The 13,142-nt window shown below is 37.4% G+C and carries 13 protein-coding genes and 1 pseudogene; 2 read left to right on the top strand and 12 right to left on the bottom strand.

Translation table 11 applies throughout. The features are described from left to right. Nucleotides 1-50: 50 nt before the first annotated feature. The 12 genes and pseudogenes from IGJ15_RS00330 to IGJ15_RS00275 all read right to left on the bottom strand — a co-directional run bounded on the left by IGJ15_RS00330 (nucleotide 51) and on the right by IGJ15_RS00275 (nucleotide 9,927). Nucleotides 51-344 carry a hypothetical protein gene (locus tag IGJ15_RS00330; protein WP_010748924.1) on the bottom strand — a complete coding sequence of 98 codons (294 nt, stop codon included), beginning with the start codon at nucleotides 342-344 and terminating at the stop codon, nucleotides 51-53. A 214-nt stretch (nucleotides 345-558) separates the two neighbouring features. Further along, nucleotides 559-726 (bottom strand): hypothetical protein, encoded by a 168-nt coding sequence (locus IGJ15_RS00325; protein ID WP_010748923.1) that lies wholly within the window; start codon nucleotides 724-726, stop codon nucleotides 559-561. A 131-nt stretch (nucleotides 727-857) separates the two neighbouring features. Beyond that, entirely contained in the window at nucleotides 858-1,319 is a 462-nt protein-coding gene (locus tag IGJ15_RS00320) for a helix-turn-helix domain-containing protein (protein ID WP_010748922.1), read from the bottom strand. A 388-nt stretch (nucleotides 1,320-1,707) separates the two neighbouring features. Then, the gene (locus IGJ15_RS00315) at nucleotides 1,708-2,418 is read right to left on the bottom strand and encodes a B3/B4 domain-containing protein (protein WP_010748921.1); all 711 of its coding nucleotides are present in this window, start codon (nucleotides 2,416-2,418) and stop codon (nucleotides 1,708-1,710) included. Nucleotides 2,419-2,604: 186 nt separating this feature from the next. Continuing rightward, nucleotides 2,605-3,057: a MarR family winged helix-turn-helix transcriptional regulator gene (locus tag IGJ15_RS00310; RefSeq protein WP_010748920.1), complete on the bottom strand. Its 453-nt coding sequence runs from the start codon at nucleotides 3,055-3,057 to the stop codon at nucleotides 2,605-2,607. Between the two features lie 265 nt (nucleotides 3,058-3,322). Beyond that, a pseudogene (locus IGJ15_RS00305) lies at nucleotides 3,323-3,454 on the bottom strand (mobilization/cell filamentation-like protein); the annotation flags it as partial. 181 nt (nucleotides 3,455-3,635) lie between these two features. Further along, a complete protein-coding gene (locus IGJ15_RS00300; protein ID WP_010748918.1) occupies nucleotides 3,636-4,319 on the bottom strand; it encodes an ABC transporter ATP-binding protein in 684 nt (227 codons plus the stop codon). Nucleotides 4,320-4,702: 383 nt separating this feature from the next. Further along, a protein-coding gene (locus IGJ15_RS00295) for an IS3 family transposase (protein ID WP_142429341.1) occupies nucleotides 4,703-5,844 on the bottom strand; the annotation gives its coding sequence in 2 pieces (ribosomal slippage) (nucleotides 4,703-5,616 and nucleotides 5,616-5,844; 1,143 coding nt in all). A gap of 54 nt (nucleotides 5,845-5,898) precedes the next feature. Then, nucleotides 5,899-6,963 (bottom strand): hypothetical protein, encoded by a 1,065-nt coding sequence (locus IGJ15_RS00290; protein ID WP_430599234.1) that lies wholly within the window; start codon nucleotides 6,961-6,963, stop codon nucleotides 5,899-5,901. Then, nucleotides 6,953-7,921 carry an ABC transporter permease gene (locus IGJ15_RS00285; protein ID WP_010748916.1) on the bottom strand — a complete coding sequence of 323 codons (969 nt, stop codon included), beginning with the start codon at nucleotides 7,919-7,921 and terminating at the stop codon, nucleotides 6,953-6,955. Before IGJ15_RS00285 ends, IGJ15_RS00290 begins: the two co-directional genes overlap by 11 nt. A gap of 129 nt (nucleotides 7,922-8,050) precedes the next feature. Next, nucleotides 8,051-8,479: a hypothetical protein gene (locus tag IGJ15_RS00280; RefSeq protein ID WP_010748915.1), complete on the bottom strand. Its 429-nt coding sequence runs from the start codon at nucleotides 8,477-8,479 to the stop codon at nucleotides 8,051-8,053. Between the two features lie 551 nt (nucleotides 8,480-9,030). Continuing rightward, the gene (locus IGJ15_RS00275; RefSeq protein WP_430599233.1) at nucleotides 9,031-9,927 is read right to left on the bottom strand and encodes a LysR family transcriptional regulator; all 897 of its coding nucleotides are present in this window, start codon (nucleotides 9,925-9,927) and stop codon (nucleotides 9,031-9,033) included. Nucleotides 9,928-10,043: 116 nt separating this feature from the next. Between IGJ15_RS00275 and IGJ15_RS00270 the strand changes: the two genes are divergently transcribed. Both IGJ15_RS00270 and IGJ15_RS00265 read left to right on the top strand, forming a co-directional pair. Beyond that, a complete protein-coding gene (locus IGJ15_RS00270; protein WP_278014713.1) occupies nucleotides 10,044-11,705 on the top strand; it encodes a malolactic enzyme in 1,662 nt (553 codons plus the stop codon). A 13-nt stretch (nucleotides 11,706-11,718) separates the two neighbouring features. Then, entirely contained in the window at nucleotides 11,719-12,999 is a 1,281-nt protein-coding gene (locus tag IGJ15_RS00265; RefSeq protein WP_010748913.1) for a 2-hydroxycarboxylate transporter family protein, read from the top strand. Nucleotides 13,000-13,142 lie beyond the last annotated feature (143 nt).

Genomic DNA, 13,142 nt, shown 5'->3' with positions numbered 1-13,142 from the left:
ACTATCGATTAGTGAAACGGCGTTGGTTATAAATATAGAGTCCGAATATTTTAGACAAGATTTAAATAAATAACCAGAAAAATGACGAAACAAGTGACGGTCAGTTCGATTATATTTTCTGTACGTCTCGTACGGTTCTTAAAAAAAATACCCGGAGCAGTCGAAGAAAATTGGGAGCGATATTTTTGGGGGATAAAAAATCCTACTAATATTCCTACTAGGACCAAGTAGAAGGGCCAGTTCGGTGCGATCCCGCGATTAAGAAAAGCCATGGCGAATGCACTCACGTAAATCACTACCTGAATAATCGTAATACTGTAAACCTTTTTTAAATCTTTCGACATCGTTGTGCCCTCCAGTAGAAGAAAAAAATCTTGATTGTAATAGAAGTGCTACGGCGTAACCAAATTTTATAATGCTAACTGACTAGAAGACGGTATCCTTTTCAACCGCATAAGCTGTCAATGAAGCGAATCTGCCTCGCATTTGAAAGGCTGTTGTTGGCTGATTCCCTAACCGCTATCTCTCGGTTAACTCATCCCTGAATTTCAGGAATAGCTATTTCGCTTGTCCTGTGCTCATGTTTGTCAGGTCTTTGATTTTCTTGACCATGCCAATATCATTTTCGTTTTTTGAAAGCATTTGTCGTGCCATTTCTTCTTTGATTTCTGCTTCTTCTTCCTTCGTTAAATTTCTGACTTCTTTCTTTTTACCAAATAATCCCATCCTGCTCTCTCCTTCTTGTAAAATTTACGCGCTTTTTATACTAGTCGTACTGAGCCTAAAATACCGTTTTTCTGTCCATGACTTGATTCCTATACCCTAATCTACCATTTCCGTCGAAATCGAGGAAATGGTTAGTTCTCCTTTTTATTTTTTGGGAAGATATAAAAATAAAACGCGGAGCCAATGATGATCGCTGGCGGCACAGAGATGCTCAATAATTTTAAAGCGGTGGTTAAAAATACTCCTAACTTTTCTTGAATAGAAAGATTCATAATCGTGCTGAAGTCTTGATTGAACGAAGTTACGATCATCGTGACAAAAAAGATCAAGCAAAAACTAATCACCCCATACTTGATGCTTACTTTTAGATCCTCATTGTCTTTCTTAGTTTCTTCCAAAAGTAATGTTTCTAATGAAATATCCAATTCTTCGGCTATTTTGATCATATTTTTTTTGCTAGGGTACGTAGCACCTAACTCCCATTTTGAGATCGTCTTGTCACTTACTTCTAATAATTCTGCTAGCCTACTTTGCGTTAGCTTGTTTTTTTCTCTATATTCTTTCAGCTTCATTGCTAATATCGTTTCTTTCATATCAACCACTCCTCATTCATTTCTACCTTTCATTTTGACATAAAACCTACCATTTAACAGGAATTCTTGAAAAAGAGAGTAGAATAGAGTGGCTTTTTAGCTATTTCTGGCGATTTGCCTGAAACATACTACCGAATCCTTCCTTACAACAATAGTTGCTGTGCATTATAGGAAACCTATTCTGATTACCTTCTAAATATTGTCCAATGAGACACAGTTAAATCAGAAATTAGAAACATGTGCAAATGACTAAAAGAGGGACAAAAACTTCTCAGTTTTGTCCCTCTCTCGTTTTTCAAGAAAATTTGATAATAGTAGATTTTCTCTCTATTAGAATTTTTCAAGCATTCAGTAAATCAATCTTATCCTATAGACAACAAGCTCATCCCTACAAAATGATTTCAGGACTTTCTTTACTTAGCACATAATCATCACCTGTTACGTTAAAATACTCTTGAATCAACAGACTTAATTCTTTGATTGCTTCATTCGCCCGAGCCCGTTGCGTTTCATTGATCGACTCAATGAATAAAACAGCATGGGTGGTCTCTTCTGTTAGCATCGTACGTTGGGCTTCCCGCCAATTCAAGCATCGGCAAATCGCACCTTTCTCATCATAATAAATGACTTCATTTGCCAAGGCTGGGGAGTCAATTTCTGCACCTAAAGGGAAAAAGGATTCGCCGCCTTTTGCAACGCCTAAATGAAGGTCGCCAACGATTGTATCGAGATCTTCTCCACCTAAAGGGACACCATATTTCAAGGAAATACTATTATAGATATCTACTAGGGGATTGATGGGAGAAAATTCTCTGTCTTGATTCACCCGTTTCAACAGTGCTTCGATGGAAGAGCGTACCCCTTTTTTCGTTTTAAATTGCTGAAAAGCACTTCGCCATTCTTGGATCACCTGATTTTCACTGAAGGTATCGGTCGTTAAGTAGCGCTTTGCTTGTTCTTTACTACTTTTTAGCAAGTCAGTAAAAAACGTTTCTTGTGCAGCATCGGCAACATTGTTTATATTTTTTACAACAAGGCAGTTGATTTGTGCTTCTGGAAACAGCGCCCAAAATTCTTGATCGATCATTATTTTCTTCACTTTCTCTACACTCCTACTAAGTTTATTTGAACAACTTCCTGTCCTTTATTTTTCAGGCTCTTTGTTTTTTCAGCAGACATCCTCGTTATATCCTTTTTAACAAAATATCAGCTACCTGTGCTTCCTTTCCTAGGTAACATGAATGTACATTCAATCAGAGCCAATCTCCCTAGCGGCGCTATTCGTTCAATAGTCTCTTTTGATCCCATTCTTGACGTTGACCCAATCAACTTCTACCGAAGATTTTATTTTTGCCAGCATTTCCGCAAGATTTTTTCTTTCTAAAGCAGATAACTGTTGAATCGCTACTTTATTTGAATAGTTATTTTCTCTTATGATTAATTGAACCGCCTGTTTTCCTTTGATGGTTGTGTATAAGTGTTTGATTTTTTTATTTTCTTTGTCTGACTCTTTTAGAATGAACCCATTTTCCTCTAACTTTTTTACTGCCCTGGACAAAGTCGTGCGATCAACTTTGATGAGTTCGGCTAATCGTTCAGGAATAATTCCTTCATTTTCAAATATACGAACTAAGTAAATGTATTGTCCTTTACTGAGTTGAACCTCTTTAAATTCAATATTAGCAATGGATTCCAACATTCTACTGATCGAACCTATCTCACGAAGTATATCCTCCACGAACTATCCCCTCCCTATCTAGCACTATAATAGCTCATTATTGTTGCATATGCAACAATAATGAGCTTGGTTTACTTTTTTACTCACTCTTAGAAAATGGGTGCATGGCATAAGCTTGTTGTTTCTGTTCTCAAAAAAAGCAGGAGAATACCGAGAAAAACTTCTCTGTACTCTCCTTTTACAATCATTCCACGTAGAAATACTATCCGAATTTCTCCTAATTTCAAAATCAAATTCATAAAGACTGATTGCTTAGTACAACAGGGAATGAACCTACTTCGCTTTCATTTATTTTCCCAGAATCATATAATTCCTTCGCTTTTTGTTTGCTGAGTTTTTCTTCAGCCTTGTCTAACGTAGCTTGATTGGTTAAACCCAAATTGTTATCTAAAATCATGCAAAATCCCCTTAACTTTATGAAATAAATTTATGGAACGATCTCAAGCCTATTATACCGAGAGTTTACCCGCGTATCAAAAACTAAAAAGTTTCTGACCCCTTCCATTATGAATTAAATCAATTTCAAAATTCGCTGGTAATATCTCTTGCTACGGCTGATAGTAGAATTCAAAATTATTTTAGATATTTCTAAAGTCTTGAAAATTCTCTAGTTTTCTATCTTTTAACATGTATAGCTCATCGCAAATATTTGCTACGGAAGCGTCATGTGTCACCATTACAAAGCTCGTATTATTCCATTCAATTCTTTGAAAAATATCTAATACCATTAATTCTGTCTCTGAATCTAGTGAACCAGTTGGTTCATCTGCCAAAATAAGTTTTGGATCAGTAATCAGTGCTCGAGCAATTCCTACTCTTTGTTTTTCACCGCCAGATAAATAGCTAGGGTTCTCAGATAGTAAGTGTGAAATATCTAAGCGCTTTGACATAACATGAACTTTTTTCTCCACATTTTTTTTCTCCACACCTAAATATTTTAGTGGTAAAGCAATATTTTCAAAAACATTCTTACTTTCAATCATCGGATTATCTTGAAATATAAATCCAATATTCCTTAAACGATTGAAGCTTCGCTCATTCGCATTCATACTGCTTAAATTCTTTCCATCAAAAATGATAGCTCCTGTTTCTGCTTTAATCAATCCCGCAATTAGTTTTAACAATGTTGTTTTGCCACTGCCGCTTTTTCCCATGATTGCGACTTTTTGGCCTTCATTTAAAGTTAAGTTAAGATTTTCAAAAAGTTCTTTTTTATTCCGACCATCTTTTATTTGAAGTGCAACGTTTTGAATACTAATCATTTGTAATTCTCCATTTCTTAAGAATTATGGTTACTGAGAGATAAAATAATAAAAATAGTAATAACGCCAGGCATAGTAATGATATCAGAAAGCTACTGGTAACTACCCCTAAGTAATTGGTTATAATCACACTGATAATTACAACACTAGATAAAAGTAATATTTTTTCTCCAAGGAAGTACTGGCGAATTTCTTTTTTTGTAGCACTGGATTTGAGTCAATACCTCGGACACGATTTGTGAGAATTTTTTCGAGATTCCAGCGGGTGAGTATCTCATCGTTTCGACCAGCCGTCAAACCAAAACCGTTTGACCGCTGATCGAAGCGATGAAGTTGAAGCCCTGTGGAAATCTCGCAAAAAAAATGTAGGTGGTAGCTAGGAACTAAGCTTGCAATGCCAACTCCTCCATCTGATTTGGTGTTAAATAGTTGATACTACTATGGATTCGCTTGCGATTGTAAAATCCTTCAATGTATTGAAATAACGCTAAATGAGCAGCTTCAAAGTTTTCATACGCTTTTGATGGATAGACTTCTTCTTTTTTGAGTGAGGCGTGAAACGATTCGATGCCGGCATTATCGTAGGGACAGCCCTTACGACTGAAGGAGTGCCGAATGTTCAATTCATTCAGCTTTGCCTCATAGGCTTCGCTAGTGTACTGAGAACCCAAATCTGAGTGGATGATTAAGTTCTCGGAGGGTGTTTGGTGTAAGAGCGCATGGTCAAGGGTTTCGATAACCAATTCTTTCGTCATCTGCTTGCCAAACTTCCAACCGATGACTTTCTTTGTGTGGAGGTCTTGGATAGTGGAGAGGTAGGTCCAGCCATCTTTTAGGGTATGAATATAGGTAATATCTGTCACCCATTTTTGATTGATCGACGTAGTGGTAAAATCTTGGTTTAACAAGTTTTTACGTCCTTCACTTTTAACTTTCACTTGTTTGCCAGGCTTGTACTTCTTGAGGGTGACTGAACGCAAGCCTAATTTTCTCATCAGTATTTGTACTTTCTTTAGGGACAAGCTCTCGCCACGGCCAACAAGAATCTTATGAATTTTGGGCGCACCATAGATCCCCTTGTTTTCAAAGTAGATTCCTGAAATCAAGCGGTTTAAGCGTTTGTTTTCTGATTGGCGCTTGGAAGGCTTCTTTTTCTTCCAGTCATAGTAGCTGGATTTCGGTGCTTCCAAAACGGTACACATTTGTTTTACGTCATGATCATGAACATTTGATTGAATAAATTCGAAGACATCACTCATTTTTACTTTTGAGCGAATATGGTTAAAGCCTTTTTTAGGATGGTGTTTTCCTCCTGCATGCGGGCCATTTCCTTTTTCATTGCTAGGATTTCTGCCTCAGTCATGCCGGTTGCTTCATTCTTTGTATGAAGCTTCTTCCAACGATAAATCGTTTGTGTAGCGATACCATATTGCTCTGCCAGTTCCTCGACCGATTGGCCAGACTGGTTTAAATCTAAGATCGTCTTCTTAAAGTCTTCATCAAATTTTTTATTGGCTTTTGCCATCGTGGACACGTCCTTTTCTTAGTAGTTAGATTCTACCAAATCGTGTCCATGAAATCATCCTAACATCACACCTAAAAACAAATGTAAATGGTAAACCTTTTTATCACGAAACATTTCTAAGTAAGAAAATACTATCGTTACCGCTATTAATACAACAATTGAAAAATAAGCAACTAGTTTTAGTAACCTATTGTTTTTAGTGATCGTATATAGAATAGAAGATAGATGAAATCCTGATTCTCCTATCAAATCAATTGTACCAACTTGGTAAGGCTGAGAAAGTTCATTCACGAATTTATACATTTGTTCTTGCGATAAAGAATCAGGTACCTGATAGTATCCATTAATTCCGTTTAAAAAATGTTTTTGAAAAAATGAAAAATCTTCTTTATTTAGTTGTTGGGGAGCCTTTTCGATGAAAGGAAGAATAATACGATCATCTAATACATAATCATCATACTCATTAAAAACAATTCTTTCCCCTTTTTCAACAAAACCGATTACTTTAGCTTCGAAATTCTTAAATAAATAAGAAATTTGAATTTTGTCTCCAACAGAAAAGTATTCTGAATAATTGTCTCCTAATATCACCGAAATTTTATTGTCATTGTATTGATAATCCTCTTGTGAGAACAAATTTCCTTGTGATAACCTAAGTTTAAAACGTTGAAGCACCTTATTGTTTATTTGCAGTGATTTATATGGAATTTCATCACTACTCATATTATCAATAACATTAACAATATGTTCATAGTTATCAATAAACTGAGTATCCAAATTGTTTTCCTCTAAATAGTTTATACCTTGGCTTCCAATCACTTGGTATTCTCCTATTGTGCTTCCCAATAATTCGTTATACATAGACGAGAGGTAATTTACACTCTGAAGATTTTTTAAAAAGTTCTCTTCGTCTTCTCCAATTAGATTATCAACTAACTTGAACGTTTTAGTATCTCCAGTGGAGATCCTTTTCTCTTCATTACTATTTTCTTGTGACATAATATTAGAAACTGAAAGTGTTAGAAATGAAAACAACAAAAACAAACTGTAGAAAAATAACAAATGTTTTTTTCGTTTAACAGATTCAAAAATCTCTGACAGATAATTACTAAATTTCATCAAGCTTCCTCCAATTTCTCAAGAAAAGAAGAATAAATAGGGTAGCTGCACTACATATGATAAGAAACTGAGAAGATATATAATTAGTTGTAAATGAATGTATCGAATCATAAATATATTTTTTAAAAGGAAAATATAGAATAGTTAAAACTAGAACACTCTCAACCAACCATACAGCTAATAACTGTTTTATCTCTTCTATAAGAACCGTATTTCTAGATATCCCTATAATTTTTTTTAAATAATTTGTAGATTGAGATAAAGTAAGATAGAAAAATATACAAATTCCTACCCCTAACAAGCAGAGTATTTGAAAAGAATAGCGCAACAAATTATTATTGCCTTCTGTATTTTTCGCATTATATATTTTGGTATCATCGGAATACGTAATGGCGGAAATATCATTGATCAAATGTTTTTTTACTTTTTCCATCGCTGATTCATTTGAGTTAATTTGATAAACACCTTGAGTTTGAGTTCCTTCCAGTGAATCAATGTTAATTAAAGCCGTTTTGTTTAAATTTTTTGAATAGGATCCGTCTAATACGCCAATGACTTCGTAATTTTTTCCTTCAATATTTACATTGTTTTTATTTTTAGAAGCCAATTCTTTTCCGACAATCGCTCTGTTCTTCCCATCATAGAAATCTTCTTTAACAAAGTTTCTCCCCTCAGAAAGTGGAAGATACCAGTCGTAGTTAGTATAGATTGCTTTATAGTAAAAATTACTTTCTAAATTTTTTACAACAAGCATTTTCTTTTGATCACCTAGCAAATTTCCCCATGTTTCGGAAGATAGATTATTATTAACAATAAGACGTACTGACTCTTTAGACGTAAAATTATTGGAAACAAAGTCTAAATTACTTTGATAAAAAAAATAAAAAAAGGAAAAAGCATTTATGAGTGTTGCAATCAGAAAAATTAGATTTGTTACGAAAAAAAGTGTTCTTTTCAAAAAATTCCCTCTTTTCTCTTTCCTAATGTTAGCATAACCTTTGGCGCTTATTGAATTAATCGGCCTAAATAAATATACCCAACTTCAAGAGTTGGGTATCCTAATTCGAACATTAGATTTTTTTAGCAATCAGCTTCCCCAGTAAGTATAAGTTACTAGATCTCGAACCCCTGTTGCTTCAGCATATGAATAAGCTTGCCCGTATTTTCTTCCCGAATCTACACGTACATCTTTAAGTATAGGGGCTTTTAGCTGCACACGAGAATAGTGGTAAACATTACGCCAGTAAGTCTCAGCCCATCCAGTTTTTTGTCGGGTAGTAACATTCTTGTTCCCACTATTATGATAGAAATCTTTTGCTCTTGCTGAAACTAAAGAGTTTGCATTTGTTGGTTTGTTTCCAAACTCCCCTTCTCCTTCTATCCAGCCACCAGAAAACTCAGACGTAGCTTCTGACGCTACAGCGGAATTGGGTTGATACGCAATAATACCTAATGATACAACACCAACTAAAAATAATCCTTTGATACTTTTTTTAGCAACACTAATCATTTCCATTATTTCCTCCTTGCACATTATATTTTATTCATTATTTCATAATAAAACGATATCATATAAAAAACATTAAAAGTCAATAACAAAATACAAATAAGTTTATTCAATAAATTTATAAAACACACTATTTATGAAACGATTCGGTTTAAAAATAGCATTATATATAAATTCAGCTAAATTCTATAGTTTCTTTCAGTGCTTAACTTTATGATATGTCTAACAGCTGAAATTATGGTATCTTGAGCAAAAATTGTTTTCAGGGTTTCTATTTTTTTATCTGTCGTATTTGTAGACAAGACGATCATTTTTTCTAAAAAAGAAAAATTCCTTCTGTTTGCAATAGAAGGAATAAAGTAGTATTAGATTTCTTACCAAACTCTGTAACTCCATGTATAATAATAAGTGTCAAACCAAAGTCCTCTTTTGATACTGGTAGTAGTTCTCCCTGATTCTGAAACACCATTAGTGAACCAAATACTTCTCCAAGTTAGGACGGTTACCCCTCCCCAAACGTCCATTTTTTCTCTGCCCTTACATCAAGAAATCCCCATTCCTCACCCTTCATCCTCCCAAGACAGCTCATCCAAGATCCTAATCAACTTCTGGACTTCTTGATTCAACATCGCACTCTTTAAATAGGCATATTGAATATAAAAGATTTCCTTATCTTCAGGGACCAATGGTATTTTCACTAAGCCTTCCATTTCTTGAAACACGGGAAATTCCGTCATCAAGGTAATGCCGATATTGGAACTGACCAGCTGGCCAATCGTCTGGACGTCTGAAAAATAAAAGGGGACTTCTGGCTTCTTCTTTGATTTCTCACTTAAATTCTGAAAGGCACGCATGTGGGTATAGCCTTTTTCCAATAGGATAAAGGGATATTCGGCAGCTTCCTCGAATGAGATTTCCTTTTTTCCTGCCAATGGGTTTTCTTTTGACACAAAGATAAAAAACTCTTGCTGGTGCAGCAACTTCACCTGCAGATTCGGGTGGACGAGGGGATTGACACTGCCCAGCAAGCTAAAATCGATTTTTCCCGATAATAGTTTTGAAAGCAATTCATTGGATCCCCCAGATACCAAGTGAAATTTCGAAATAAAGCGGATGATCTCTTTCTCATCTAAGAGTTTTGAAAAGAGTTTGGAACGAATGATCGGTGGCAAACCGATGTGGGTCCGGTTGTTTTTAGCATGGTCGATGGCTCGGTCCAAGGTCACAAATTCATCTAAGATATACTGTGCATGAGCCTTCAAAATTTCCCCCTCTGTCGTCAATGAGATGGAGCGATGAGAGGCTTCTCGAGCGATCAAATCACAGCCATAATGCTCTTCCAAGCGTTTGATAGCGTAGCTGACGGTTGGTTGACTGACAGCAAATTTATGCGCCACTTGCGTAAAAGAAAGCATCTCTGCCAAAGCGTTAAAGTATTCTAAATCTCGTATGTTCATCGTCTGATTTCTCCCTTAGCCGATTCAAGCTCGCATCGGTTTTGTTATAAATAATTTTTATTATACCACCGATAGTTGACTATAATTCTGTCCGAGGATTAAAGTAGCTAATGGAAATGAACGAGTACTCAAAATATATCCATTGGAGGAACATAATGAAAGCACATGACATTTTAAATAACCCATTTTTAAACAAAGGAACCGCGTTTACGCAAGAAGAACGAAAAGAACTAGGGTTGATCGGTTTATTGCCCCCTCACGTACAAACGATCGAAGAACAAGCAGAACAAGCCTATTTACAATATGTCACCAAAGAATCCGACATTGAAAAACGTCACTTTTTAATGGAGATCTTTAATACCAATCGGACATTGTTCTACTATTTGTTCAACCAACATATCGTTGAATTCAATCCGATCGTCTACGATCCAACGATTGCTGACACCATTGAAAATTATAGCCGCCTATTCGTTGATCCTCAATATGCAGCATACTTAGATATCAATCATCCAGAAAACATCGAAGAAACGTTGAAAAATGCCGCTGGCGATCGGGACATTCGCTTGATCGTAGCCACAGATGCTGAAGGGATTCTTGGGATTGGTGACTGGGGTGTCCAAGGTGTCGATATTTCTGTCGGTAAATTGATGATTTATACAGCAGCTGCTGGGATCGACCCTGCTTCTGTTTTACCAATCGTGATCGATGCTGGGACCAACCGTAAAGAATTGTTAGAGGATCATTTGTATCTAGGCAATCGTCAAGAACGTGTCTACGGTGATGCCTACTACCAATTCATCGATCAATTTGTTCAAACGGCAGAATCATTGTTCCCTAAACTTTACTTGCATTGGGAAGACTTTGGCCGTTCAAATGCTGCAACGATTTTGGACAAATACAAACAATCGATTCCAACTTTCAATGATGATATCCAAGGAACGGGAATCGTTGTGCTGGGCGGTATCTTCGGCGCATTAGATATTACAGGTGAAAAATTAACGGATCAAGTCTACTTATGTTATGGCGGTGGTTCCGCTGGTGCCGGGATTGCCAGCCGTGTCCATGCCGAAATGGTCAGCGAAGGTCTTTCAGAAGAAGAAGCCTACAATCATTTCTTTATGGTTGACAAACAAGGGCTTTTGTTCGATGATATGTCCGATTTGACTCCTGCACAAAAACCATTTGCCAAAAAACGGGCTGACTTTGCCAATGCTGGCGATATGACGCAATTGATCAATGTCATTAAAGTCGCAAAACCAACGATTTTGGTCGGTACTTCAACCAATGCCGGTGCCTTTACCAAAGAAGTTGTGGAAGCGATGTGTGAAAACACAGCTCGTCCAGTGATTTTCCCTATCTCGAATCCAACCAAAAAATTAGAAGCAACGGCTGAACAAGTAATCGAATGGTCTGATGGAAAAGCCTTTGTGGCAACCGGTGTCCCTTCAGGAACGATCCAATACAAAGGGGTCGACTACCAAATCGGTCAAGCAAACAACGCCTTGATCTATCCTGGTCTAGGGTTAGGTATGTTGGCTTCAGAAGCCTCTCTCTTGACCGACGAAATGATTGGTGCCGCTGCTCACTCATTAAGTGGTTTGGTTGATTTGAGCCAACCTGGTGCACCTGTTCTTCCACCATTTGAATACGTTGCGGACGTTTCTATCAAAGTGGCTGAAGCAGTTGCCAACAAAGCCAAAGAACAAGGGTTAGCCCAAGCGCAAGAAACCGATATGGCAAAAGCTGTCCAAAATCTTAAATGGTATCCAACATACTAGGAAGGTCTGAAAAATGAATAAATTAAAAACGATGACGATTTCGGGAATTAGTCTTCCCTTGTATCTCTTTTTCATGGTTGTCATATTCAGTGCGATTGCCTTAGACAAGTTGCCATTAAATATGGTTGGGATTACCATTTTACTGGTTGCCTTAGGACACCTGCTGTATTTCATTGGGGAAAAACTCCCGATCATGAATTCTTATCTTGGCGGTGGGTCAGTTTTTACCCTGCTTGGTGCCACTCTTTTAGCCTCCTTCCATCTCGTACCCACGAAAGTCATTGACGCGGTCAGTGACTTCATGGGGGGCGGTTTTGGCTTTCTTGATTTCTATATTGCCGCTTTGATTTGCGGCTCGATTTTAGGTATGAACCGCAATTTGTTGGTGAAAGCTTCTACGAAATTCATTCCTGTTGCTTTGATCACCATGGCAGTAGGCTTTTTCTCCGTCGGCCTTGTCGGTATGCTGCTAGGCAATGGCTTTGCTGATTCGGTGATGTATGTGTCTCTACCAATGATGTCTGGTGGGATGGGTGCGGGAATCACCCCACTTTCACAAATTTATGCTGATGGCTTGGCAAACGGTAATCAAGCCGCCATCTTTTCTCAATTAGCACCAGCTGTTACTTTCGGGAATATTCTTGCCATTATTGGTGCTTTATTTATCGCAAAGGCCTTTGCTAAAACCAAATACAATGGCCATGGCACACTGATCAATGCCACCAAAGAAGAATTAGAAAAACCAAAAATAACACTTGATGCCCAACAAATCGGGGTCGGGATGCTCTTTTCCTTCTCACTGTTGGTCGTTGGTGCGATTTTAAGCGACTTTTTCCCTAAAATTCACGAGTATGCCTTTATGATCGTGATTGTCTTTATTCTAAAAGCCTTGAACATTGTCCCTAAGAAACTCGAAGATTCTGTGGTGATGTTCAACAATGTTGTGATGACGAATTTGACCCACGCGGTCTTGGCGGGGATTGGTTTGGCATTGATTGATCTGTCAACATTGGCCTCTGCCTTTACTTGGCAATTTGTCGTGCTTTGCCTAACCAGTGTCGTATCTATGGGGGCTGCCAGCTGGTTCTTCGGGATGGTATTGGGGATGTACCCCGTTGAAACCGCAATTGGCGCTGGTATGATCAACAACTCCATGGGGGGAACAGGCAATATCGCTGTATTGTCTGCCTCTGATAGAATGGAAATGATTGCTTTTGCCCAAATGGCCAACCGTTTATGCGGTGCGATCGTGCTGATTTTAGGTGGGATCTTGATCCGTTTCTTCTATTCTTGATCAAGAACAAAAAACAGGTGCTGCTACGCATGATGCATAGCAGCACTCTTTGCACTCCTCAAACGATTTCGTCCAATTGGACGCACGAATCGAACAAAGATTCAGCCATTCACTCATAAAAGAGCCAAAAAGAGCAGTGCCTC

Origin of the sequence: Enterococcus sp. AZ079 (assembly GCF_050547255.1) — a bacterium.
Taxonomy (GTDB): Bacteria; Bacillota; Bacilli; order Lactobacillales; family Enterococcaceae; genus Enterococcus_D; species Enterococcus_D casseliflavus.
Note: the sequence above shows the minus strand (reverse complement) of the source record. Positions and strands in the feature narration are given on the sequence as shown.

Bases quoted from the DNA above. Each gene is read 5' to 3' on its own strand.
- IGJ15_RS00330 (WP_010748924.1), bottom strand. From the start codon at position 344: ATGTCGAAAGATTTAAAAAAGGTTTACAGTATTACGATTATTCAGGTA.
- IGJ15_RS00325 (WP_010748923.1), bottom strand. From the start codon at position 726: ATGGGATTATTTGGTAAAAAGAAAGAAGTCAGAAATTTAACGAAGGAA.
- IGJ15_RS00320 (WP_010748922.1), bottom strand. From the start codon at position 1,319: ATGAAAGAAACGATATTAGCAATGAAGCTGAAAGAATATAGAGAAAAA.
- IGJ15_RS00300 (WP_010748918.1), bottom strand. From the start codon at position 4,319: ATGATTAGTATTCAAAACGTTGCACTTCAAATAAAAGATGGTCGGAAT.
- IGJ15_RS00290 (WP_430599234.1), bottom strand. From the start codon at position 6,963: ATGAAATTTAGTAATTATCTGTCAGAGATTTTTGAATCTGTTAAACGA.
- IGJ15_RS00280 (WP_010748915.1), bottom strand. From the start codon at position 8,479: ATGGAAATGATTAGTGTTGCTAAAAAAAGTATCAAAGGATTATTTTTA.
- IGJ15_RS00275 (WP_430599233.1), bottom strand. From the start codon at position 9,927: ATGAACATACGAGATTTAGAATACTTTAACGCTTTGGCAGAGATGCTT.
- IGJ15_RS00270 (WP_278014713.1), top strand. From the start codon at position 10,044: ATGAACGAGTACTCAAAATATATCCATTGGAGGAACATAATGAAAGCA.
- IGJ15_RS00265 (WP_010748913.1), top strand. From the start codon at position 11,719: ATGAATAAATTAAAAACGATGACGATTTCGGGAATTAGTCTTCCCTTG.